Origin of the sequence: Meiothermus rufus DSM 22234, assembly GCF_000423425.1 — a bacterium.
Classification (GTDB): domain Bacteria; phylum Deinococcota; class Deinococci; order Deinococcales; family Thermaceae; genus Meiothermus; species Meiothermus rufus.
Genome location: NZ_AUHY01000014.1, coordinates 1 through 21,941 on the forward strand (window position 1 = coordinate 1; position 21,941 = coordinate 21,941).

The following is a 21,941-nucleotide window of genomic DNA, read 5'->3' on the forward strand; positions in this document are numbered from 1 at the left end:
AAAGGCATCATGGGCGGGAGGGCTCTTCTCCTTTGGACTACAGCGAGCGGCCTCGGTACAGGTGAAGACCCGCTGAGCGGCGATGAGAAAGTGGATGTAGTCCAGGTCATCGCACTTCGGTGGGTTCATGGGCATCACCCCCTTTGGAGAAGCTTGGCTAAGCACTCTCCTCCTAGCACACAGAAGAATGTCCAGTCAACTGCAACTGCGTAACTCCTACCCTTCTTCAACTCCATTGCCATCTCCAGCACCATTCCTTTAGCCCCTGGCGACTCCGGAGGGCCGGTGATCAACCAGGCTGGGCGGGTAGTGGCTGTGGTGGTGGCCATTGGCCAGCCTAACGGGGTGTTCGAGAGCTATCTTTCGCCCCTTTTGGGCCTAGCCGAGGTCCTCGAGCAGCTCAAAGCAGGTCGTAAGCGGGATGTGCCCTATATTGGTGTACAGCTTTTCCCTATTGACGATGAGACAGCAGCCACTTTGGGCATCCCCAAAGAGGGCATCCTAATCCGCGGCCTGCTGCCAGGTGGGGCAGCAGAGCGGGCGGGCCTGCGGGGGTTTGTGGTGCGACGGGAAAACGGGCGGGAGGTGTTCGAGTTCGACGTGATTCTCGAGGCCGATGGGCGCCCTTTCAACGAGGTGACCCAGCTTCAGCGCTACATCCGCAGCAAGGAGGTGGGGGATGCCATAACCCTCACCGTGCGGCGGGGTGGCCAGATTCTCAAGGTCGAGCTGCGCCTGACCGCCAACCCTACCCGCCGGGGCTGATGAGAAGGTCGCTTAAGGGCTTCAAAGCCCATCTGCCCAGCAAGGTCTGCCCAGTGTGTGGTCGCCCCTTTCAGTGGCGCAAACGATGGGCCCGCCATTGGGCGGAGGTTTTGTACTGCTCGGCCCGCTGCCGCAAGGCTAGGTTTGTAGGGGTTGGTGGCACAGCCAGACCTCACTGCGAGCCCGCCAGCCCTCGGGCAGCCGAGCGCTTCGAGTGGGAGGCGGAACGGCCAGTACCTTGTGTCCCACAATGCGGAACTCCAGCGCAGTGAACAGCCGGTCCAAGGCTTGGGCCAGGGGGCGGGTTTCCAGAGGGCTGAAGCGCAGGCGGGGCAGTTTGGCCTCGAGGCTTTTGCAGCCGGCATAGGGCAGCAACTCTGCGGGGTCGCGCCAGCGCCGGGGCGGCCCTATTAAGAGCTCGGCCAGCACCAGGGAAAGCCCAGGATAGCGGCGCAGGAACTCCTCTGGGTCGAACTCGAGGGAAAGCTCCAGATTGACCTCTACATCCTGCCAGACTTCGCGTTTCATGGCGCTTGCCATACTTCAGCTTGCAATAAACCCCACCTTGAGTCAAGCAAAAATAACCCGTCTGAGACGGGTTATTTGCCTTATGGCCTCTGACAGTTGTGCTAGAAAAGTGTCAGGTCTGGTTTCCAGCAAACCAGCGCGGCCAGGTAGCTTAGGCGGCAAACTCGGCCTGGCGTGGGAAAGCGTTGGCTTGGGCGTGGCAGTCGTGGGCCTGGGTGGGATCGCCCAGGTAGCCCCAGGCTAGGCCGATGGCTTTCAGGCTGGCCCACTGCCCCTCTTCATCGCCAAGAAAGCGATACACAGCCAGAGCGCGGGAGAAAAGCCCCAGGGCCTCGTGGATGCTTCCGCTGTACAGTTGGGATACCCCCCAGATAAAAAGGCTTTGTGCCCAGGCCCGATTATTGCCTTTGCGCCGGGCCAGATGCTCGGCCCGTCGGGCCGGTTCAGCGGCCTGAGCGGGGGCTTGGGCTAGTTTGCTCTCTGCTTCGGCCAGGAGTTGTTCTAGGTTTTCTCGCGAGGCAAGCTTGTGGAAGTTGCTCAAGGTGCTCATCACCACAGGCCAGGCTAACAGCCCGAGCGGTTTTTTTGGCTCATTTGCCACTGCCCGCCTTGACTTAACGGTTGCTTAACGCTCATGGCGCACACATCCTCTCCAAAAGTAGGCGGTATTGAGGCTTTTACCTTGGTCAAGCTTGGGGGTAGGCTAGTAACATGCTGGAGAGCCTAAAAGACGCCTTGCCGGGAAAGGTGAGCACAGCACCAACCGACTTGGAAACCCACGGCAAAGACGAAAGCTATCCCTTACAGCACCCTCCTTTGGCCGTGGTCTATGCCCAGGGCCTGGCCGATGTACAAGCCGCCCTGGCCTGGGCGCGGGAAAAGCGGGTAGCGGTGATTCCCTTCGGTGCGGGTACCAGCCTTGAGGGGCATGTGGTTCCCCAGGGGCCGGCCATCTCGCTCGACCTGTCGGGTATGAACCGGGTGCTCTCGCTACAGCCGGAAGATTTCCTGGCGGTAGTAGAGCCTGGCCTCACCCGCAAGGCCCTCAACGAGGCTCTCAAGGGCACAGGCTTGTTTTTTCCTGTCGATCCGGGGGCCGACGCTACCTTGGGTGGTATGGCGGCGACCAATGCCTCTGGCACGACCACGGTGCGCTACGGGGGCATGCGGCCCAACGTGCTGGCCTTACAGGTGGTATTAGCCAGCGGGGAAGTGCTCGAGCTAGGCCGGGGTGTGCGCAAGACCAGCGCCGGCTACGACCTCAAGGACCTTTTCATCGGCTCCGAGGGTACCCTTGGGGTCATTACCCGCCTGACCTTGCGGCTTCATCCCTTGCCGGCCCACATTCACACCCTGAGGGTTTTCTTTCCCGATCTAGAGCCTTGTGCCCAGGCCGCCTATGCGGTCATGGCCAGCGGTCTGCCGGTGGCCCGGCTGGAGCTGGTCGACGAGATGGGCCTGCGGGCCATCAACCGTTACCTGGGGCGCAGCTACCCCGAGAAGCCGGCTTTGTTTGTGGAATTCCACTCTTCTACGCCTGAGGCGCTGGCGGCGGAGTCGAGGTTGGCCCTCGAGCTGATGCAGGAGGCGGGGGCCCTCGAGGTGGACGTGGCCCACACCCAAGAAGAGCGCACCGCCCAGTGGGAGGCCCGCCACCAGGCGTACTGGGCTTTGGTGCATCTTTTCCCTGGCCAGCAGTACCTTTCTACCGATACCGCGGTGCCCATCTCCAAGATGCCCGAGCTGGTCAGTGTTGCCCGGCGGTTGCTGCGGGAAATGGGCTTGCAGGGCAACATCCTGGGTCATGTGGGCGATGGTAACTTCCATACCCTGGTGGTTTGCCCCCCAGGGGATGCCCGGGCTGAGGCTTTTTCCCAGCGGCTGGTGGAGCACACCTTGGCCCTGGGGGGTACCTGCACTGGCGAGCACGGGGTGGGCTTGCGCAAGAAAAAGTACCTAGCTCAGGAACATGGGCCGGCCTTGCTTTGGATGAAGCAACTCAAAAACCTCTTCGACCCTTTGGGTCTGCTCAACCCGGGTAAGATTTTCTAGGCCATGCCGGGTTGACTACTTTGTGCTGCTTGCGCCGAACCCCTAATTTTTCAAGCCCAGGCCGGGGGCGCAAGAGTGGCTGAGCAGCTTGAACTGGTTTTGCAGGCCGTCGGAGCGCTGGGACATGGGGATGCCGATATCGCTATGCCTCGAGACCACCTGGCGCAGGGTACCGCCGGGGCGGCCCAGTGTATCGGTATAGAAGACCTCAGGGCCATTGGGGTTATACCAGTAGACCGGGCCGTGATAGGCCTCGCGCTGGCAGCCCCGCAGGTTTTGGAATCCTCTAAAAACCGCCTCAGTGTAGTGCAGCTCGTTGGGGTTGGCAGGGTTAAGGGTGGTGATGGGGTCGAAGACCGCGGTAGAGGCGATAACTTCAACTTTTTCTGCCAGTCGAAGCCGGAAGGTCCATATTTCGTAGAGCGAGCCGGGGTTTGGGCCGTGGCAGCCGCTACCTGGTAGGGTCATCACCGTGCGGCCTACGTCGTTGTTGGGGTCGGCGTCGCTCAGGCTGCGGTCACGATCACAGATAGAGCCCGCTAGGCCGGTGTCGGCCATGCCCTGCACGCTAAGGCGGTGGCCGCTAGGGGCTACTAGGTCGAAGAGGAGAGAGTGCAGACGGGTGGTGTAGCGCCGTACCCCGCCGGTGCCCATGTGGGCCACAATACGGGTACTGGTCAGGGCCACGCGCCCTTCGTCGTTGAGGGTACCTCGATTAGCTACAAAAACCTTGAAGCCCTCGTGAGCCTCGGGCATACCGGCCAGCTTGCCCACGTAGCCGAAGGGGGGTAGTTCAGGGTTGGCCAGGCTGCGGCGGGGGTCGTCGCCGTGATCGTGGTCGAAGTAGCAGCCATAATCCGGGTCTACCGGGGGGTGCCAGGTTGGGTACCGCTCGCCGTCGGGGCCCAGAACGGTGTAGCGGTTGTGTACCCACTCTGGGCAGTGTTGCCTTGCGATAGGGGTGGGCTGCCCAGGTGGGAGAGCCTTGGTGGTTTCGCAGGCCAGCAGAACCCCTACCAGCCCTCCCAGCAAAGCCAGGCTGCGCCGCATGGACAAAGCTTAGCAAAATCGGGGTCTTGGGGGGCTAAACCACGGTTTAGCTTTTCTTAACGCAGGCTGGCTCGAGCCTCCAGGCGTACTTCGACGGGGTCGTTCACCCGAAGAAACAGCAAGCTAGGGGGGGTGAGGTTCCACTCGGAAAAACGGGTGTTGAAGCCACCAGAAAAGCGGTAGCCACTGCCTTCCTGTACCAGCCGACCGACGATGCGCACGCTCCGGCGGGTCCCGCTGATCTCCAGGGTACCCAGCAGCACGGCTTCCTCGCCGTTCTGGCTGAGGCGCTCTACCTCCAAGCAGCTTTGGGGAAAGCGGTTGACATCGAAGACTCCCCGAGCATCGGCGTCGCGCAGAGGGTTGCCTGAGTCGAAGCGGCTTAGGTCTACACAGACCCGGCCAGCGGCCTCGCCGGTCTGGCTGTTCCAGCGCACATTGCCTTGCACGCTGGTGTTGATGCCTTCCCAACGGCCCAGGTTGTAGCTGGCCTTGTAGGTTACCCGGCCTTCAATAGCGTAGGTCTGGCTCTGGGCTAGGCCGAGGCCCAATGCGGCCCAAAGGAGGACGATGAGCGGGTATGGCCTCATGGTTTTGCCCCCTAACGAACCTCCAGAGTCTCAGGCAGGGGGTCGGCCAGGGCCCCCTCGAGGATGCGCTCGGCGGCTTGTGCTGGGGCCAAAGCGTTTTTGGGAGGTTCGCCAAAGGGGGCCCAGAGAGGGGTGGCAACGGCTGGCAGGCGTACCAGGCAGAAGCGCACCCCTTCGCGGCGAAACTCCCGGCGGGCTACGTGCAGCACCCCTTCGGCGGCCAGTTTGCTGGCAGTGTAAGCGGCTAGGCCCGGTACGCTGACCAGCTCGGGGTAGACCCCCAGCACCACCCCTCGGGCCCCGGGCCGGAAGGAGAGGTGCTTGAGGGCTAGGAGTAGCCCCTTTAGGTTGGCGGTAAACAGGCGCTCGAGGTCTTTTGTGCCCAGTTCGCGCAGGCCCTGTCGCACGACCGCGCCTGCGGCGTAGATGAATAAGTCTAGGGGCCCTACCTCGGCAGCCAGGGCCTGCACCTCCAGCTCATGGCCCAGCTCGGCGGGCACAGCCCGAGCCCCCAGGCGGCGGGCCAGCTCTGCCAGTGCCTGCCCATTGCGCCCGGAAAGCCACAATTGCCCCCCTCGCGCCGCCAGTGCGCTGGCCAGGGCTTGGCCGATGCCGCCGGTAGCGCCTAATACCAAGGTATTCACGCCCTAACATTAGGTTTCCTCTAAAAAACCCACCGTAGCCTAGGGGCCAATCAGGCTAAAGAACTTTGTTTTCCATTTGGGCGGCCTGCTCGAGGGTCATGGGCAGGCCGATGTAGTACCCCTGGGCAAAGTGGCAGCCGTGGCGGCTAAGCCACTCGAGCTGGGCCTGGCTTTCCACTCCCTCGGCCAAGGTTTTAAGGCCAAAGGCATTGGCCAGGTGTAGCACGGCCCGCAGGATGTTTTCCGAAGAGGGGTTTTGCCCTATTTCGGCCACAAAACTTTTGTCAATTTTGATGAGGTCCACCGGAATTTGCTTGAGGTGGGCCAAGGAGGAATAGCCCATGCCAAAGTCGTCGAGGGCTACCCGCACCCCCAGGCCGCGCAGAGCCACCAGGCCCCCCAGCCACCTCTGCCGCTCAGGCAAAAGGGCCGACTCGGTGATCTCGAGCCAAAGCATCTGGGGTTGCAGGTTTTCTTCTACCAGTGAGCGCACCACCTCGCGGACCCAGTTGGGGTGGGCTAGGGTGACGGCAGAGAAGTTGATGGAGAGTTCGGCCCCCAGGTGCTGTTGATCGCGTACAGCTTGTTTGAGCACGGCTAGGTCGAGTTCTCCAATCAAACCGGCTTCCTCTGCCAGAGGTACGAACTCGCTGGGGTGCAAGAAGCCTCGGGTGGGGTGTTCCCAGCGGACCAGGGCTTCCCATTTGCTCACCCTGCGTTCGGGAAGGCTCAGGATGGGCTGGTAGCGGATCAGGAAGCGGCCTTCGCGAATGGTTTGTCGCAACAGTTGGATGGTCTTGAGGCGCTCGAGGGAGTTGAGGTCTTGGGTAGGGTCGTAGATGGCGATGCCGCTGTGGGCATGCTTGGCCTGGTACATGGCCACGTCTGCTGCGCGGGCCAGCTCGTCGAGGCTTTGGCCGTGTTCGGGATAGAGGGCCACCCCTAGGCTAGCCTGGACATGAATGGACTGGTCAGCCAGGGTAAAGGGTTCGTCAAAGACCGCTCGCACCCGCCGGGCAGCGCTTAGGGCCGACTGGCGGTCGGCAGAGGCCAAAAGCACGGCAAACTCATCCCCTCCCATGCGGACCAAGAGGTCGTCTTGACGCAAGACCTCACGGATGCGCAGGGCAAGCTGGCGGAGCAGTTCGTCGCCAGCCTGATGGTCCAGGGTGTCGTTGACCATTTTGAAATTGTCCAGATCGAGGTAGATCAAAGCGGGGGTTTCGCGCCGGCGTCGGTCGGCCACAAAAACCTTCTCCGCTACGGCCCAGAGTTTGCGCCGGTTGGGTAAGTCGGTAAGGGGGTCGTGGTAGGCCAGATACTCGATGCGGGCTTGCTGGCGTTTGCGCTCCCCTACATCGCGGATGGAGATCATAACCTGCTTCTGCCCTCCAAACTCTACCAGCGCGCCCAGGGCCTCGACCTCGAGTGCACGCCCATCCTTGCTCAGCAGGCGAACCTCCTCTACCCGGTCGGGTTCGCCCCCCAGGATACGCTGTACCCGCTCGGCCACCCGGGGTAGCGACTCGGGGTGCACAAAATGGGTCAGAGGGCGGCCTACCACCTCCTCCAGGCGCGGGTAACCCAGCCCGCGCAGTCCCGCTGGGTTGAGGTAAAGCAGCTTGGAACCGTCGTAGAGGGCTACTGCGTCGGGTAGGGTTTCCAGCAGGGTGCGGTAGAGGGTTTCCTGTTCGCGCAGGGCCTGATAGGCCTGGGCCCGGCCCATGGCCAGGCTGAGCTGGGCCGCGACCCCTTCTAAGAAGCCCAGGTCCCGGGGCTCGAGGCTGGGGGCATCGCTGCTGACTACCAGCACGCCCTGCACACTGCCCTTGACCAGCAGGGGCACCGCCATCAGGCTGCGGTCTCCTACCAGACCGGCCTTGCTGCGTTCCTCGGTGGAGTAAAGCACGACTGTTTCACCAGAGCGGGCTACACGCAGTACGAGTTCGTGGGTAGGGCCGAAGTGGTCGGGTAGGGTTTGTTTCCCTCCTAGCCAGACCCGCCGGAGTTGCTCGCCTTCGGGCAGATAGGCGGCCACGCTGTCGAAGCGGGGGTGTTCTTGTAAAGCATCCACCACACCCCGCATCAGCGCCTGGGGGTCGAGGTCGCGGCTTAGGCCGTCGCGTACTTTGGAAAAAAGGGCCAGCTCGAGGTTGCGCGCTTCGGCCTCGGCCTGGCTCTGGGCCATAGCGGCCTCGGCCAGCGAGCGGCGGTCGTACTGGTAGCGGAATAGTCCTATGGTCAAGCAGGCGGCCAGACCCGTTCCGATGGCTAGGTACACAAACTCGTGCAGGCCGGGGTCCCACTGGGCACCAACCCAGTTGAGCAGGATGATCTGTAAGGGAGCTTGAAGCAGACCCATCAGCAGCGCCCCGCCTAGACCCCCAACCCAGCTCAGCAACATCAGCCCTGGCAGCACCAAGATCAGCAGATTCTTGCCAAAACCGCGGTAAAATTCAGGAAAAAGCAATATGTAAGCCAGCAGAAGTCCGAAGCCCACGGAAAGCTCGAGCCAGCGGGGCCTGAGCCAGGCCGTGGCCTGCTTCTTTAGAACACTTTTCTGCCAAGCCTGCAAGCGCTTATCCTCCTCACCCTGGCAACTACTTCGGTTTTAGCTGATTGGAGGGCGTTCCCTTCGGGCCTTCCTTGGAGAGTCTACATGAGAAACCCTTCCGGCGATAACGTTATTCACACCACGGCTATAGATAACGCCAGGGCTATTCCTGCCGTTACGGCTAAGGTAGTCGTCGGCACAAGCCACAGGCCAGGATAGCCTAACCCCTAGCCTCAGCAGGTAACGGGGGATTGATGTTTGCTTGAGTCGGCTATCATTCAAACCTCACCCAGAGCAAGGCCCTGGCGTAGCCTCTGGGCTTGCTGGTAGATGGCTTGTTGCCCCGCAGAAGAGTGCCTATCCCAGTGGCGGAAAAGGGCACCTAGGCGGGGATGGCCCTCGAGGCGGGCGCGGTGCTGGGCTAGAAAGTCCCAGTAGAGGCTGTTGAAGGGACAGGCCCGCTCCCCTAGGGTTTCGTGCACCTTGTAAAAGCAGCGCTCGCAGTGGTTGCCCATGCGGGCTATGTACTTTCCGCTGGCGGCGTAGGGTTTGGAGGAGAGAATGGGCGAGGCGAACACCCCCATACCCAACACATTGGGCACCATCACCCAGTCGGCTGAGTCTACAAAGGCGGAAATAAACCAGCGGTTCAGCTCCTGGGGGTTGGCCCCGTAGAGGAGGGCGAAATTGGCCAGTACCATCAGCCGCTCGATGTGGTGGGCATAGCCACGTTGCCAGACCCGTTGGATCACGCTATTAAGGCAGCGCATCCGGGTAGGGGCACCCCCGTACAGGGGGGGCAGGGGGCGGTGGGCCTCGAGCTGATTGGCCTGGGCTAGACCGGGCATCTCCCGGCGGTGGATGTGGTAGATGTACTCCCGCCAGCCGATAATCTGCCGCACAAACCCCTCGATGCTGGCCAGAGGAATCCCCCCCTCTTCATATGCGCTTAGGGCCCGCTGTACTACCTCGGCGGGGTGCAGCAGCCCCAGGTTGAGGGCAGGGGAGAGCAGGGAATGGTGCAGGCTCCAGCTTTCCTCCATCAGGGCGTCCTGATAGGGGCCAAAGGCGGCCAGGCGGTTTTGCACGAAATCCTCCAAGGCGGCCAAGGCCTGGGGGCGGGTGACCGGCCAGGCGAAGCCCTCGAGGCTGCCCCAATGCCCCTGAAACCGCTCTTTTACGGTCTGTATGGCGCTTTGGGTTAGGGTGTCGGGGGTAAAGCACAGCGGGGGTGGGGGCTGGTAGCCCGGCGGAGGGGTTTGGCGGTTTTCCCGGTCGTAGTTCCAAGCCCCCCCCAGGGGCCGGCCCTTTTCCATCAGGTAGCCGGTGCGTTGGCGCATGAAGCGGTAGAAGTGCTCCAGTCGGTAGCTTCGGCGCTCCCCTGCCCAGGCCGCGAAGCTCTCGGCGGGCAGCAGCCACAAAGGGTTGGGCTGTAGCTGGTAGGTGCCGCCCTGCTTCTCGACCAGGCTCCGAGCCCACTCAGCAAAGCCGTAGTCGGCGGGCTGCATCTGGGTTAGGGGCTCGCCGGGGTGGCCCTCATAGAAGCGAGCCAAGGCTTCGGCCAGGGTCTCGGCCTGAAGATAAACCACCTCGAGGCCCTCCGCCCGGAGTTCTTGGGCGAAGTGCCGCATGGCACTAAAGAACAGCACCAGCTTCTGGGGGTGCATGGGGGGCCTGCGTCCCAGCTCGTAGGCTTCGACCAGGAGTACCCGCCTGGGGGCCAGCTGCCGCACCGCCTGGTGGTTGAGCTGGTCGCCTAGAACCCAGAGGGTCATCTAATCCTCCGCAGGTACGCCGCGATGGGCCCTACCGCGGCCCCGGTGCGGCTGGTGAGTAGGTCGAGGTGGGTCAGACCCGGCAGGATGCGCACCTCAGTGGGGGTCTGGGGGAAGAACTCCCGCGTGCTGGCGAAGTCGGCCTCTTGAGGCAGCAGCCCCCGTCCGGCCCCCAGGGCCAGCACCGGGTAGGGCAGAGGCCTAGGCCTTAGCTCGGGCATGGCGACCTGGTAACCGGCAATGTCCAGGGAGAGGCGGTAGGGGAAGAACCATTCGGAAAAGCCGGTGGTGGGGTTGGCGTAAAGGGCGATGAACTCGAGCGGATCGGTGGCCTCGCCGGTATCCCGCCACTCCACCCGCTTTCCCCGAGGGCCACGGATGGTGTAGACCGGGTTGCCCAGCAACAGGCCCAGGAGGTTGAAGCCCTCCCGCCCGCTCGAGCGCCCCAGCGAGACGGCAAAGATGGGGGAGAGGGCGTAGTGGTCGTCTATGCGGGCCAAAGCGGCGGCCAGCCGGCTACTGGGAAAACGGCTCCAGCCTGGTGGCGCATCGGCCTGGGGAGCCTGGGCGGCCATGAAGGCCTGGGCCTCGGCCTGGGCAAAGCCCACCGGATTCAACCCAAAGGCGTTGATGTAGGGGGGCACCTTGTTCTCGAGCAGCTCGTTGAGCCCAGCCAGCCGACCGAAGCTCCCCTGGGTGCCGCTATAGTACTGTTCACGGGTGATGGGGATCAGGCGGGGGGCCCCATCCAGCAGGATTAGGCCGCTGAGCTTATCCCCTCGATGGAGGGCGAACAGCGCGGCTAGGCTGGCCCCCAGAGAGTGCCCAGCCAGCACCACCGGTCCCTGCTGGCGGGCTTCATCTACCACCCGCTCGAGGTCCTCTAGATGTATCCGCAGGCCCCAGTCTTTGAGAAAGGGCAGCTCGGGTAGGCGGTAGTTTTGGTAGTAGGCCCAGGGGTCGGGGGTGCGGAAGCCCTGGCGATCCTCCAGTCCGTTGGCCCGTCGATCCCAGGCCCAGGCTGCCCAGCCAGGGGCAGCCAGTACCAGCCGCCGGGCCAGGGCATCGAAATTGGTGCCTCCGCCCAGGAACCCCGGCACGAACACCACCGTGCCCCGGGGAGTGTCCTGGGCAGGGTAGATGAGCGCGTAGCTTTGGTCGAAGGCTGCACCTGCGGCTGTGGCTGCCCCCACAAAGGCCCGGTACTCCGGCTGGCCCGCCCAGCGTGCCTCTTGGGCCAGGGCCAGCCCCAGCAGCAGCATCCATGCGAACCATTTGCGCATAGATTTATCCTGTCCCGGCGACGGCTGGCCGACTTGACCGGAGCACACAAAAAGGTGGGCCACAGGCCCACCTAAAGCCAGACTGAAGGCCAGCTACGGACTGCCAAAGGTGTCTTCGACCACTACCACCTCGAGGGTCTGGCCAGCCACTAGGCCGACCGCAAAGACGCTGTACACCTTGCCCGATTCAAAGGCCACCCCTTCTAAGGGCAGGGCCACATTGGTGGTGCCGGTGGGGCGTACCTCGAGGTCGTAGGCGTTGGCCGGCACAGTGCCATAGCCCGAGAGCTGGCCGAAAGCCAGGTTGCGGAAGAGCACCGGCCCTCCTTTCAGAGCCACATCCACTGCTGGGGCGTCGGGCGAGGCGTGCACTACCCGTACCTTAGCCACCCCTTCCGCGGGGGCGATCCGATCCTCGACCAGCCGGGTGCGCAAGGTGGAGGCTGTGCCCAGAGCCATTACGGTGTAATACTTACCGGCCTGTACCCGGAGGGTTACCTCAGCGACCTTGACCGGGTTTTGCCCGCTGGTTTGCACCGTGAGGGTCAGGGTCCCTGCCGGGACCGCTTCGTAGTAGGTGACATCCTTGAAGCTTTGTGCCTCAAATACCTTGTTCTGCCCCGATAGGATATCTACCGCCGGGGCATCGGGCACTAGGTGGGCAAAACGCACAAATGCCGTGTTGGCATTTCCCTGGGCCAAGGCAAAGCCAAGCGCTAGGGCCGAAACAAGAACCCACTTTATCCACCGCATAGATCACTCCTTTCTACTGCTGGGTTATACGTTTGCAATGCCATCCTAACGTTAGATGGGGAGATAAGCAACCGGCCAACTCCGTCAATGAAGAAAGGAGGGCTGATCTGGCCCTCCCGTAGTAAGCCCAGCCTGCTTACTTAGGCAGCAGCACGGTGTCGATCACGTGAATAATGCCGTTGCTGGCTTGAATGTCCACTGCGGTGACCGTGGAATTGCCGTTTAGAACGACCTTGCCGTCCTTGACCTGGATGGTGATGTTCTGCCCCTCCACGGTTTTGGCCTCCTTCAGGTTGACCACCTGGCTCGAGGGGACCCGCCCGGCGACCACGTGGTAGGTGAGCACCTTGGTCAGGGCGGCTTTGTCGGCCAGCAGCTTATCTAAGTCGGCCTTGGGAATCTTGGCGAAGGCTTCGTTGGTCGGGGCGAAAACCGTGAAGGGTCCAGGGCCGGATAGGGTTTCCACCAGGCCCGCGGCCTGGACGGCGGCCAGCAGGGTGCTGAAGTTGGGGTTGGTCGCCACAATCTGGGCGATGGTCTGGTTCTGGGTGGTGCTCTGGGCGTTGGTGAGGGTCAGGCCCAGGGCTACCAGGGTTAGGCTACCGAGAACGAGCATGGTTTTGAGCTTCATGGCTTGCCTCCTTTGCTGCTTTTGCGGGTGGTGAAGCGGGTAAGGAGTGTTTACTGGCCTGGTTCGGTTTTGGCCCTTTGCTTTTGACGGACTTCCCAACCGCTAACTGTACTCTAGACGTGTAGGGTTAGTATAATATTTGTCTAAGATACGTTTAGATTTGTGGGCCAGCGTACAGCTCCAACGCAGCAGGGGGCGGGATGGTCTAAGCTGTAAAGGCGCAGCAGGCTGCGCTGCTATGCCACAACGAATCCTGTTGGTCTACACCAAAGCAGGGGGGGGGCACTTCGCCCTAGCCCAGAACCTACACAAGCTGCTAACCGAACTCGAGCCCGAGTCCGAGGTGCGCTTGTTTAACTTCTTCGACGTGGGGCCGCGCTGGATCGCCCAGGCCATCCAGGATGGCTACAACTTTGCGGTGAACAAACAGCGCTGGTTGTTTACGGTGTTTCAGGCTTTCTACCAGACCCGGCCCGCCATCCAGACCTTTGCCCGAGTGCTGGGCATGCGCCTGGCCCCGGCCATCAACGCCTACCTCGAGGAGTTCAAGCCGGACAAAATCGTCTACTGCTACCCGGTGAACCACGGCTTTCGTCGGCTGCCCTACGTGCGCCGGCACAAACCCAAGACCCTGACGGTGGTGAGCGACATCTTCAGCCCGCACCTGTACTGGTTTGTGGATACCAAAGACCAGTACGTGGTCGCCAGCCCCGAGGCCTACAGCATCGCCCGGCGCTACCGGGTCCCGCCCGAGAACCTGCACTACTTCCAGACCCTCATCGACCCCCGCTACGACAAGCCCCTCGAGCCAGCAGAAATCGAACGCCTGCGCGCCGAGTGGGGCCTGAAGGAGCCCTACACCGTGCTGGTAACCGGGGGTGGGGCTGGCCTCAAGATCAGCTTCCGGCTGGTACGCGAGCTGGTGCGGATCGAGGGCATCAACGTGGTGGTGGTCTGTGGCTACAACCAGCGGCTTTACCGGCAGCTCGAGGCTTTCAAGGAAAAGCACCACCTCTCTAACCTGGTCTTGTTCGGCTTCACCAAGCAGATGTACGAGCTGATGAACCTGGCGGATGTAGTGGTCTCCAAGGCCGGCCCGGCCACCATCGCCGAGGTGCTCTCGCTGCACAAAGACCTGATCGTCTGCGACTACGTCTGGCCCCAGGAGTATGGCAACGTGGAGCTTATCCGGCACGAGAAGCTGGGCTACTACATCCGCCAGCCCCGCAAGATTGCCGAAAAAATCCGCGAGCTGAAGGATCGGCCCAAAGAGCGCAAAACCCTTCAGCTGCAAAACGACATCGTGCGCCTGGCCAGGTTTATTCTGGCGCTTTAGCGGGGTTGAGGATTCGCTCGATTTTCTCCAGGGCTTCGCTGGGCAAATCAACCCCGGCGGCCCCCAGGCTCTCCTTGAGCTGTTCCGGTTTGGTGGCCCCGGTGATGGCGCTGCTCACCCCCGGCTGGCGCAGCACCCAGGCCAGAGCCAGTTGGGTACGGCTCAGGCCTAGCTCGTCGGCTACCTTTTTCAGGGCCTTGACCTTTTTCACATTTTCGGGGGTCAGGAAGCGGTTACCGAACTGCGGATAGCGCTCAAAGCGGCTGTTCTTGGGCACGCCTTTGTCGTAGCGCCCGGTGAGCATGCCCATGGCCAGGGGGCTCCAGACCACCATTCCCATCCCGAAGCGCTGGGTCTCGGGCAGGATTTCCTGCTCGACGCGCTCGCGGTAGAGCATGGAGTACTGCGGCTGTTCCACCACCGGGGGGTGCAGGCCATTGGCCCGGGCAAAGGCCGCCGCCTCGGCGATGCGGGGGGCCGGCCACTCCGAGGTTCCCCAGTACAGCACCAGGCCCCGGTCGACCAGGTTGCTCATGGTGGTCACGATCTCCTCCATGGGTACCTCGGGGTCGTAGCGGTGGCAGAAGTAGAGGTCGAGGTAGTCGGTGCGCATGCGTCTCAGGCTGCGCTCGAGGCTTTCCCGCACGTGCTTGCGCGAGAGACCCCGCCCGTTGGCGTCCTCGCTGGTGGGCCAGTAGACCTTGCTCGAGAGAACCAGCTCGTGGCGGGGGAACTGCTCCAGAAGGGCCTTGGTCATGAGTTCCTCGGCCAGCCCTTTGGCGTAGACGTCGGCGTTGTCGAAGAAGTTCACCCCGCCTTCGTAGGCGATGCGGGTGATTTTCTTGATCTGCTCGAGGTCGCTCACCGCATCGCCGTAGGTGACCCAGGCCCCCAGCGAGATTTCCGAAACCTTGATACCCCATTGTCCGAGCTTGCGATAGCGCATGGGCATAACGTAACCTCCTCAAAAACAGCGCATATGTTCCCCGTGGCCTGCAGGGCCTAAGGGCCTAGGGGAAAAGAGGGCTTAGGGCTATAGGACTTCCTCAGGTAGTTCGATGACCGCCGCGGGAGCGGTAAAGCCAGCGGCCTTGTGCGAGCCGTCGCAGAAGGGTTTGTTGCTCGAGTGCCCACAGCGGCATAGCGAGATGCGGGCTTTCTCTAGCACCACTTCCTCTCCGCCCTGGCGTAGGATGACCTTACCCCCGGTCTCGAGGCCGATGGAGCCATTTTCTCTGAACTCGATTTTCATAACGCCGATTTTACCCGTCTCAGGAGTGTTTCTGAACAGGAGACAGCTTTCAATCGGAGGGGAAAAAAGTCCAGAGAATGGTAAAAATGTATACCACCCGCTTGGCCTATGTGCATCTGAAGGTGCGGCACCTCGAGCAGGCCGTTACCTTCTATACCCGTTTTCTCGACCTACAGGTTTGCGAGCGCTTTGATCAAACCGCCCTTTTGGTGTCCTCCACCAACGAGGCCCACTACGAACTGGCTCTGAGCGAGGGGATGCCCTCGAGTTCGCTGGCGCTGGGGTTTGCTGCGGCTTCGGAGGCCGACTTTAAAGCAGCCCTGGCCTATGTGCGCCAGGAAGGGGTGCCCTACCATCTGGAGGACCGCGGCATTACCCATGTGCTAAGCCTGACCGACCCCGACGGCAACACCGTGGAACTCTTCCTAGACCGGCGCCGCAGTGGGGGCCGGGCTTTCTGGCGTGGGGAGCGCAGCCCACTCTGATGGGGCGCGAGCACATTTATACTGAAGCCAAAAGGGGGAAGTATGCGCCTTTTGCGTTTTTTAGGCCGCTTATTGCTGGTGCTGGTGGGGCTGGTTTTGTTGGCTGGAGTGGGGGGCTGGTTCTGGCTGCGCTCCGCTACACTCCCGCAACATACCGGCCGGCTAGCCCTGCCGGGCCTCTCGGCTCCTGTGGAGCTATACCGCACCGCCGAAGGGGTGTTGCATATCCGATCCCAGACCGATGCCGATGCCTTCTTTGCCCTGGGGGTGGCCCACGCCCAGGATCGGCTGTGGCAGATGGAGTTTCAGCGCCGCATTGGGGCAGGGCGGCTTTCCGAGGTGCTGGGGAAGGCCACCCTCGAGCAGGACCGTTTTTTGCGCACCTGGGGCTTCTACCGGGCTGCCGAGGCGGCTTATGCCAGCTTGGGGCCGGCGGGTAAGGAGGCGGTGGATGCCTATGTGGCGGGCATCAACGCCTATCTAGCCACCAATCCCCCTTTGCCCCTAGAATTCCGCCTCTTAGGCTTCCGCCCCGAGCCCTGGAAACCCGCCGATGTGCTGGTCTGGGCCAAGATGATGGCCTACGACCTCTCGGGCAACTGGCGGGCTGAGTTACAGCGCTGGCAGTGGGCCGCTCAGGGGATGTCTTTCGAGCGTATGGCGCAACTCAAGCCTCCCTACCCCGAGGACGGCCCCACCGTTTTGCAGGCGGAGGACCTCAAGCTTCCCCCACCGCCTGCCCCCGATGGCGAGTCGGCCCGCGGCCTGCTGACCCTGGCCGCCGGATTGCCTAAAGCCTTGCACCTGCCGGGAGAGTGGCTGGCCCGGGCCTCCAACAACTGGGTGATCGGCCCAGCGCGCAGCCAGAGCGGGAAACCTCTTTTGGCCAACGACCCTCACCTGGGGCTGGGGGCCCCTATGGTCTGGTATCTAGTGCACATAGAGGCCCCTACCTACAAGGCCATCGGTAGTAGCTTTCCAGGGCTTCCGGCGGTGGTGATTGGGCGCAACGAGCGCATTGGCTGGGGGGTGACCACGGTGGGGGCCGATGTGCAGGACCTCTACGTGTTGGAAGAAGCCCCTGGGGGCTACCGCTACCGTGGCCAGGTGGAACCCTGGCGCACCCGCACGGAGGTGATCCGGGTCAAAGGGGAGCCCGACCAGGTGCTCAGGGTGCGGGAAAGCCGCTATGGTCCGGTGATCAACGACGTGGTGCAGAACCCCGGAGCCCGGCCCCTGGCCCTGCGCTGGACCAGCCTCGACCCCACCGACCGCACCCTGGAGGCTTTTTTGGGCATTGCCCGAGCCCAGAATTGGGCGCAGTTCAAAGCCGCTTTAGCCCTGTACAACGCCCCCAGCCAGAACTTTGTTTACGCCGATGTGGACGGCAACATTGGCTACATGGCCCCGGCTCGCTTTCCCATTCGCCGCCCTGGGCATACTGGGCTGATGCCGGTGCCGGGGGATGGCAACTGGGACTGGCAGGGCTACTTGCCCCAGGAAGAGTGGCCCCAGGTGTTCAACCCCAAGGAAGGCTTCATCGTGACGGCCAACAACAAGGTCACGGCACCGGGCTACCCCCATGTGATCTCGTTGGAGTGGGAGGAGCCCTACCGGGCCCAGCGCATCCGTGAGCTGATTTTGGCCAAGGAAAAGCTTTCTATGGAGGATATGGTGGCCATGCAACAAGACCTCACCAGCCTGCTTTATCGCGAGTTCAGGCCGGTGTTGGAGCGCCTAAAGCCCCTTTCCGAAAACGCCCGGGGTTGGCAGGCTCGTCTGCTGGCCTGGGATGGGGTGATGCGGGCGGAGCAGGTCGAACCTACGGTCTTTCAGGCCTGGTACACCGAGCTGAGCCGCCTGCCCAGCCGCGAGGTGGGGCAGGCCTTTTGGGAGCAGCCGCGCTACCTGCTGTCAGCCATGCGCCAGGGTGACCCGGCCTGCCAAACCCCCGACACCCAGACCTGCCTCGAGTTCGCCGCGCTGGCCTTGGACAAAGCCCTCGACTGGCTGGGGCCCAAGCCGCCTCGCTGGGGCGAGGTGCACCAGGCCAGCTTCCCCCACGCAGTGCTAACCAATGTGGCTCCCCTAAAGCGCCTGGCTGACCGCGCGATACCCCATGGGGGCGACCGCTACACCCTCAACCGGGCCTCCTACGACCCTACCACCTTCCGCATGACCGTGGGCAGTAGCTACCGGCACATCCTGGACTTTGCCGATCTGGAAAACTCCCGCTTCATCATCCCCATGGGCCAGTCTGGGGCGCTTCTATCGGGCCAGTACGATAACTTGCTGCGCCGCTGGGCCCGTGGGGAGTACCTGCCTATGCGGATGGCAGAGACGGCCTTCCAGACACGTCAGACCCTCGAGCCCCTCAAGCCATGAGAATGCAGGCCATCTTGCTGGAAGCGGGCCAGCCGCTATACCTGGCCCAACGCCCGGTGCCTTCCCCAGGCCCAGGCCAGCTTCTTTTACGGGTGCAAGCCTGTGGGGTTTGCCGTACCGATTTGCACATCCTAGACGGCGAGCTGCCCCCACCTTCCCGGCCCCTGGTGCTGGGCCATCAGGTGGTGGGGGAGGTGGTGGCCCTGGGGGAAGGGGTAGAAGGCTGGCGGCTGGGCCAGTGGGCCGGGGTGCCCTGGCTGGGCTGGGCTTGCGGGGTCTGTAGGTACTGCCGGCGGGGCCAGGAGAACCTTTGCGAGCGGGCCTTGTTTACCGGCTACCACCTAGACGGGGGTTTTGCCGAGTACACCTTGGCCTATGCCGATTTTGCCTACCCCCTGCCCGAGGGGTATGCCCCGGTGGAGCTGGCCCCGCTGCTTTGTGCGGGGCTGATTGGCTATCGCAGCCTGCGCTTAGCCGGCGCGGCCCAGCGGCTGGGCCTGTACGGCTTTGGCGCGGCGGCGCATCTGCTTGTGCAGGTGGCGGTGTACCAGGGCCGCGAGGTCTACGCCTTCACCCGGCCCGGCGATACCCGGGCCCAGCAGCTGGCCCGTGCGTTGGGGGCGGTCTGGGCAGGAGGCTCCGACCAGGCCCCGCCCCAAAAGCTAGATGCAGCCATCCTCTTTGCCCCGGTGGGGCCGCTGGTGCCCAAGGCCTTGCAGGATGTGGACAAGGGCGGGGTGGTGGTCTGTGGGGGCATTCACATGAGCGATATTCCCAGCTTCCCCTATGCCCTGCTTTGGGAGGAGCGGGTCTTGCGCTCGGTGGCCAACCTGACCCGCCAGGATGGACTAGAGTTCCTGCGGCTGGCTGGCGAGGTACGGCTTAGGCCGGTGGTCCAGGTGTACCCCCTCGAGGCTGCCCCCCAGGCCCTAGAGGACCTGCGCGCAGGCCGGGTGGAGGGGGCGGCGGTGCTGCAGGTGTGCTAGAGCCTAGACTTGACCTTTGGCTTGGATTGGTGTACTAAATAACTAGTGCACTAAGGAGGTGGCAGGATTGTGGCACTTAGACCTAGAGGCAGGGCCGATTTACGCCCAGATCGTGCGTGGCGTAGAGCAGATGCTGGCCAGTGGCCAACTCAAGCCGGGCGATAGGCTGCCCTCGGCCCGCGAGTTGGCAGCGGAGCTAAAGGTGAACCCCAATACAGTGATCCACGCCTATGGCCAGCTCGAGCTGGCCCAGCTGACCGAGACCCGGCGTGGCCTGGGTACTTTTGTGCGCCAAGATGTGGATGTGACTGTGGTTCGGCAGCGAATCCTGTTGCGAGCGGCGGGGCGTTTTTGGTCCGAGGTGCAGCACTTGGGACTGAGTTTGGAGGATGCCTGTAAAGCCCTGCAAGCTGTAGGGGCTAACCCGGAGGTAGGATGATGCTAGCAAGGCTGAGCAGTGTGACCAAACGTTATGGTAAAGCCGAAGGGGTGCGGGAGCTGAGCCTCGAGCTTTATGCGGGCCAGGCGGTGGGGCTTCTAGGGCTCAATGGCTCGGGTAAAACCACCACCCTCAAGCTTCTAGCCGGGATGCTTTCTCCTTCCCAGGGGCATGTGGAGGTGCTGGGCCGGCCCCCGCGGGAAAGCCGAGGCCAGATCGCCTATCTCTCCGATGCCGATAGCCTATACGCCTGGATGACCCCAGCCGATGCCGAGCGCTTTATGGCAGGGCTATACCCCGACTTTAGCCCCAGCCGTTACCGTGAACTGTTGGCTTTTTTAGAGGTGCCTAAGCAGGGTTACCGGGCGATGTCGCGGGGTCAGCGGGCCCGTTTGCGGCTGGCCATGGTGCTGGCCCGCGAGGCCCGGTTGTTTTTGTTGGATGAACCGCTTTCCGGCATCGACCTCATCTCGCGGGATCGCATCCTTAGAAGCCTGGTGCGTGAATGGCGGGAAGAGGCCTGTCTGGTGCTTTCAACCCACGAGGTGGGCGAAGCCGAGGGTATTTTCGAACGGGTTTTGTTGTTGAAAGAGGGCAGGTTGGTGCTGGATACCAAGGCGGAGGAATTGCGGGCCAAAGGCCAAAGTGTGCGGGATGCCTTTATCGAGGTTCTTGCTTAAAGAGAGGGGTCAATGAGCGCGTTTGGCACATTGCTGTGGCTGGAGTTTCGCAAGCAGGGCACTTTTGCCATGGGCATGCTGATGGTGGTGGCCGGGTGGTCTTTGCTACTTAGGCAGTTTTTTGCTTGGGGGGCCGAACCTTCCATCGTGGCCCTGGCTGTGGTGGCTTCCACCCTGATGCTGGCCGGGGCGGTAGTGACGGCGTATTTGCTATGGCTGGGCCTGGACTTTGCCCGGGAGTACCGCAATGGCCGCTGGGCTTTGCTGCTGGGTGCGCCGCAGCCTGGCTGGCTGCACCTATCTGCCCGGCTGCTCTTTGCCTGCGGGGTACTCACCCTTTTTGCCGCGGGGATGTGGGGGACGCTGGCCTTCTGGCTGGGCCGGGTGGGGCTGGAGTGGCCTTTGGGTCTGGGCCTCGCTCTTTGGGCGTATGGGCTGGGGGGTGTGGCTTTGGTTGTGCCGGTGCTTTTTATAGGCCTCTTAGTGGCGGCCTACCTGCCCGCTCGAGCTGATCTGCTGGCTTTCCTGGTGGGGTTACTGGGGTTGGGCCAGCTTTTAGAGTGGAGCCTGCGTTTGTTTAGCGCGCAGTTCTACCGTTGGTTGCCGCCCTGGGGGTTGCCCCTACCCCGTCTGGGAGAGATGGCCTGGGAGGGTTTCCCCGGCCTGCCCAGTGAGGCCTTCGTTCTGCTTGTGCTGCTTTGTGTTCTGTTGTTTTCGGCGATGAGCCGCTTGTGGCAGGAAGTGGAGGTCTGAGATGACGGTTTTTCGATTGGGAGGTTTCGAGCTACTGTGGGTAAGCCTGGCTTTTGCTTGGCTGACCTATGCAGGTTACCGCTTGTGGACAGGCACCGCTAGCCCTACTGCACGCTTCCTCAGCCTAGGTTTGATTTTGCTAATCGCGATGGGGCTACTCCAGGACTTGCTCGACTTCAGCCGAGGGTAGCGGAGTCGGTTTGGGTGGAAGCCCAGTGGGGTAAGAGTGGGTAGGTATTGCCTTCGCGGCGAAAGACCCTGCCGGCCTTTTTCCCGGCGTGCCCTACCGGGAGAGGTATTTGCGAGGCTGGGTTGCCGAAGAGGCTTGAAGGAGCTTTCCGTGTGGTTCTTGGAACCCGATCCAGGAGCCGGATGCTGAGGTGAAGAATGTGGGATGTGCTAATCCAACCAACGCGCTTTTTTCAGGGTCTTTCCCAGCAAAAACCCAACCTAGTGCCGCCTTTTTTCATCGTGGTTGTCGGTACGGTGGTGGCAGCGCTGGGACAGGCTTTGTTGCTCCGATTGCTGCCCAGCGTGGTACCGGGCGGCTGGGGGGTAGGGCTGGTGTTTGCTTTGATCGGCGGGGTAGTCTCCGGCATGCTCTTATGGGGGATGGGGGGGCTTCTCATACGTCTGCTGGCCGGGCCCGATAGCCGGGGCTGGGAGGTGTATGGTTGGGCAGCGGTGCCCTCGCTTTTGTTGGGGTTGTTCATGCTGCCCATTGGCGCTTTGTTCCCGGTTACCGCAGACCTGCCACCGCTGCCCCCGGCTTCCGACCTCGAGGCCGTGCGGGCCTGGCAGCGGGCCTTTCAAGAGGCCGTGGGCCAGTCGGGAGGGGTTCGCCTCTTGCAGGGGCTTGGCCTGGTGGCCTCCTTATGGTCGTGGTGGATTATCTGGTCGGGCCTGCGGGTGTTGGTGCCGGGGCGGGCTGTGCTGGCCACCTTGGGGGTGGCGGTGGTCTCGCTAGCCTTCACCCTGTGGGGTTTGCTGTCGCGCTAGG

General features: G+C 62.7%; 23 protein-coding genes and 2 pseudogenes. 12 read left to right on the top strand and 13 right to left on the bottom strand.

The genetic code is table 11. The features are described from left to right. Positions 1-165: pseudogene (locus G552_RS16210) on the bottom strand (IS701 family transposase); the annotation flags it as partial. Positions 166-285: 120 nt separating this feature from the next. Here G552_RS16210 and G552_RS14730 point away from each other — a divergent pair. Further along, a complete protein-coding gene (locus tag G552_RS14730; RefSeq protein WP_245575103.1) occupies positions 286-765 on the top strand; it encodes a S1C family serine protease in 480 nt (159 codons plus the stop codon). Continuing rightward, a pseudogene (locus G552_RS16995) lies at positions 765-890 on the top strand (DUF2256 domain-containing protein); the annotation flags it as partial. The gene G552_RS14730 and the pseudogene G552_RS16995, both read left to right, overlap by 1 nt. 13 nt (positions 891-903) lie before the next feature. Here G552_RS16995 and G552_RS16570 read toward each other — a convergent pair. Together G552_RS16570 and G552_RS0103935 are read right to left on the bottom strand one after the other, a co-directional pair. Continuing rightward, on the bottom strand, positions 904-1,293 hold the full coding sequence (locus tag G552_RS16570; RefSeq protein WP_245575104.1) for a hypothetical protein: 390 nt from the start codon (positions 1,291-1,293) through the stop codon (positions 904-906). Between the two features lie 151 nt (positions 1,294-1,444). Further along, positions 1,445-1,843 (bottom strand): hypothetical protein, encoded by a 399-nt coding sequence (locus tag G552_RS0103935; protein WP_027881838.1) that lies wholly within the window; start codon positions 1,841-1,843, stop codon positions 1,445-1,447. 161 nt (positions 1,844-2,004) lie between these two features. Here G552_RS0103935 and G552_RS0103940 point away from each other — a divergent pair, with 161 nt between their 5' ends. Then, positions 2,005-3,345 carry an FAD-binding oxidoreductase gene (locus tag G552_RS0103940; RefSeq protein WP_027881839.1) on the top strand — a complete coding sequence of 447 codons (1,341 nt, stop codon included), beginning with the start codon at positions 2,005-2,007 and terminating at the stop codon, positions 3,343-3,345. A gap of 42 nt (positions 3,346-3,387) precedes the next feature. Here the strand turns inward: G552_RS0103940 and G552_RS0103945 are convergent, their stop codons facing one another. The 8 genes from G552_RS0103945 to G552_RS0103980 form a co-directional block, all read right to left on the bottom strand. Continuing rightward, positions 3,388-4,395, bottom strand: coding sequence for a hypothetical protein (locus tag G552_RS0103945; protein WP_027881840.1), 1,008 nt, complete (start codon positions 4,393-4,395; stop codon positions 3,388-3,390). A gap of 56 nt (positions 4,396-4,451) precedes the next feature. Beyond that, positions 4,452-4,985, bottom strand: coding sequence for a YceI family protein (locus G552_RS0103950; RefSeq protein ID WP_027881841.1), 534 nt, complete (start codon positions 4,983-4,985; stop codon positions 4,452-4,454). 11 nt (positions 4,986-4,996) lie between these two features. After that, positions 4,997-5,629 carry an SDR family NAD(P)-dependent oxidoreductase gene (locus G552_RS0103955; RefSeq protein WP_027881842.1) on the bottom strand — a complete coding sequence of 211 codons (633 nt, stop codon included), beginning with the start codon at positions 5,627-5,629 and terminating at the stop codon, positions 4,997-4,999. Between the two features lie 55 nt (positions 5,630-5,684). Continuing rightward, positions 5,685-8,204 carry an EAL domain-containing protein gene (locus G552_RS0103960; protein WP_027881843.1) on the bottom strand — a complete coding sequence of 840 codons (2,520 nt, stop codon included), beginning with the start codon at positions 8,202-8,204 and terminating at the stop codon, positions 5,685-5,687. 257 nt (positions 8,205-8,461) lie between these two features. After that, entirely contained in the window at positions 8,462-9,958 is a 1,497-nt protein-coding gene (locus tag G552_RS0103965; protein WP_027881844.1) for a cryptochrome/photolyase family protein, read from the bottom strand. Then, complete coding sequence (locus G552_RS0103970; protein ID WP_027881845.1) at positions 9,955-11,241, bottom strand: alpha/beta hydrolase; 1,287 nt, start codon at positions 11,239-11,241, stop codon at positions 9,955-9,957. The genes G552_RS0103965 and G552_RS0103970 overlap by 4 nt, the downstream gene beginning before the upstream one ends. Positions 11,242-11,334: 93 nt before the next feature. Then, entirely contained in the window at positions 11,335-11,994 is a 660-nt protein-coding gene (locus tag G552_RS0103975; RefSeq protein ID WP_027881846.1) for a DUF4397 domain-containing protein, read from the bottom strand. A 136-nt stretch (positions 11,995-12,130) separates the two neighbouring features. After that, positions 12,131-12,625 (bottom strand): fasciclin domain-containing protein, encoded by a 495-nt coding sequence (locus tag G552_RS0103980; protein WP_027881847.1) that lies wholly within the window; start codon positions 12,623-12,625, stop codon positions 12,131-12,133. Between the two features lie 238 nt (positions 12,626-12,863). On the opposite strand from G552_RS0103980, the gene G552_RS0103985 reads away from it, so the two are divergent. Continuing rightward, on the top strand, positions 12,864-13,961 hold the full coding sequence (locus tag G552_RS0103985; RefSeq protein WP_027881848.1) for a glycosyltransferase: 1,098 nt from the start codon (positions 12,864-12,866) through the stop codon (positions 13,959-13,961). Here G552_RS0103985 and G552_RS0103990 read toward each other — a convergent pair. Together G552_RS0103990 and G552_RS0103995 are read right to left on the bottom strand one after the other, a co-directional pair. Beyond that, positions 13,945-14,907, bottom strand: coding sequence for an aldo/keto reductase family protein (locus G552_RS0103990; RefSeq protein ID WP_027881849.1), 963 nt, complete (start codon positions 14,905-14,907; stop codon positions 13,945-13,947). The genes G552_RS0103985 and G552_RS0103990 overlap by 17 nt on opposite strands. Before the next feature lie 87 nt (positions 14,908-14,994). Continuing rightward, entirely contained in the window at positions 14,995-15,213 is a 219-nt protein-coding gene (locus tag G552_RS0103995) for a CDGSH iron-sulfur domain-containing protein (protein WP_027881850.1), read from the bottom strand. A gap of 86 nt (positions 15,214-15,299) precedes the next feature. On the opposite strand from G552_RS0103995, the gene G552_RS0104000 reads away from it, so the two are divergent. From G552_RS0104000 to G552_RS0104035, 8 genes are all read left to right on the top strand, one after another. After that, complete coding sequence (locus tag G552_RS0104000) at positions 15,300-15,698, top strand: VOC family protein (protein WP_027881851.1); 399 nt, start codon at positions 15,300-15,302, stop codon at positions 15,696-15,698. Between the two features lie 42 nt (positions 15,699-15,740). Beyond that, complete coding sequence (locus G552_RS0104005; RefSeq protein WP_027881852.1) at positions 15,741-18,083, top strand: penicillin acylase family protein; 2,343 nt, start codon at positions 15,741-15,743, stop codon at positions 18,081-18,083. Beyond that, on the top strand, positions 18,080-19,069 hold the full coding sequence (locus G552_RS0104010) for a zinc-dependent alcohol dehydrogenase family protein (RefSeq protein WP_245575105.1): 990 nt from the start codon (positions 18,080-18,082) through the stop codon (positions 19,067-19,069). Before G552_RS0104005 ends, G552_RS0104010 begins: the two co-directional genes overlap by 4 nt. Positions 19,070-19,127: 58 nt before the next feature. After that, positions 19,128-19,508, top strand: coding sequence for a GntR family transcriptional regulator (locus tag G552_RS0104015; RefSeq protein WP_245575106.1), 381 nt, complete (start codon positions 19,128-19,130; stop codon positions 19,506-19,508). A gap of 20 nt (positions 19,509-19,528) precedes the next feature. Next, positions 19,529-20,188, top strand: coding sequence for an ABC transporter ATP-binding protein (locus G552_RS0104020; RefSeq protein ID WP_245575107.1), 660 nt, complete (start codon positions 19,529-19,531; stop codon positions 20,186-20,188). 12 nt (positions 20,189-20,200) lie between these two features. Next, on the top strand, positions 20,201-20,941 hold the full coding sequence (locus G552_RS0104025) for a hypothetical protein (RefSeq protein WP_027881856.1): 741 nt from the start codon (positions 20,201-20,203) through the stop codon (positions 20,939-20,941). Position 20,942: 1 nt separating this feature from the next. Continuing rightward, positions 20,943-21,131, top strand: coding sequence for a hypothetical protein (locus G552_RS0104030; RefSeq protein WP_027881857.1), 189 nt, complete (start codon positions 20,943-20,945; stop codon positions 21,129-21,131). Positions 21,132-21,328: 197 nt separating this feature from the next. Next, positions 21,329-21,940 carry a YIP1 family protein gene (locus G552_RS0104035; RefSeq protein ID WP_027881858.1) on the top strand — a complete coding sequence of 204 codons (612 nt, stop codon included), beginning with the start codon at positions 21,329-21,331 and terminating at the stop codon, positions 21,938-21,940. Position 21,941 lies beyond the last annotated feature (1 nt).

Coding starts and splice junctions, on each gene's coding strand:
- G552_RS16570 (WP_245575104.1), bottom strand. CDS start 1,293: ATGAAACGCGAAGTCTGGCAGGATGTAGAGGTCAATCTGGAGCTTTCC.
- G552_RS0103935 (WP_027881838.1), bottom strand. CDS start 1,843: ATGAGCACCTTGAGCAACTTCCACAAGCTTGCCTCGCGAGAAAACCTA.
- G552_RS0103940 (WP_027881839.1), top strand. CDS start 2,005: ATGCTGGAGAGCCTAAAAGACGCCTTGCCGGGAAAGGTGAGCACAGCA.
- G552_RS0103945 (WP_027881840.1), bottom strand. CDS start 4,395: ATGCGGCGCAGCCTGGCTTTGCTGGGAGGGCTGGTAGGGGTTCTGCTG.
- G552_RS0103950 (WP_027881841.1), bottom strand. CDS start 4,985: ATGAGGCCATACCCGCTCATCGTCCTCCTTTGGGCCGCATTGGGCCTC.
- G552_RS0103965 (WP_027881844.1), bottom strand. CDS start 9,958: ATGACCCTCTGGGTTCTAGGCGACCAGCTCAACCACCAGGCGGTGCGG.
- G552_RS0103970 (WP_027881845.1), bottom strand. CDS start 11,241: ATGCGCAAATGGTTCGCATGGATGCTGCTGCTGGGGCTGGCCCTGGCC.
- G552_RS0103975 (WP_027881846.1), bottom strand. CDS start 11,994: ATGCGGTGGATAAAGTGGGTTCTTGTTTCGGCCCTAGCGCTTGGCTTT.
- G552_RS0103980 (WP_027881847.1), bottom strand. CDS start 12,625: ATGAAGCTCAAAACCATGCTCGTTCTCGGTAGCCTAACCCTGGTAGCC.
- G552_RS0103985 (WP_027881848.1), top strand. CDS start 12,864: ATGCCACAACGAATCCTGTTGGTCTACACCAAAGCAGGGGGGGGGCAC.
- G552_RS0103990 (WP_027881849.1), bottom strand. CDS start 14,907: ATGCGCTATCGCAAGCTCGGACAATGGGGTATCAAGGTTTCGGAAATC.
- G552_RS0103995 (WP_027881850.1), bottom strand. CDS start 15,213: ATGAAAATCGAGTTCAGAGAAAATGGCTCCATCGGCCTCGAGACCGGG.
- G552_RS0104000 (WP_027881851.1), top strand. CDS start 15,300: ATGTATACCACCCGCTTGGCCTATGTGCATCTGAAGGTGCGGCACCTC.
- G552_RS0104005 (WP_027881852.1), top strand. CDS start 15,741: ATGCGCCTTTTGCGTTTTTTAGGCCGCTTATTGCTGGTGCTGGTGGGG.
- G552_RS0104010 (WP_245575105.1), top strand. CDS start 18,080: ATGAGAATGCAGGCCATCTTGCTGGAAGCGGGCCAGCCGCTATACCTG.
- G552_RS0104025 (WP_027881856.1), top strand. CDS start 20,201: ATGAGCGCGTTTGGCACATTGCTGTGGCTGGAGTTTCGCAAGCAGGGC.
- G552_RS0104030 (WP_027881857.1), top strand. CDS start 20,943: ATGACGGTTTTTCGATTGGGAGGTTTCGAGCTACTGTGGGTAAGCCTG.
- G552_RS0104035 (WP_027881858.1), top strand. CDS start 21,329: ATGTGGGATGTGCTAATCCAACCAACGCGCTTTTTTCAGGGTCTTTCC.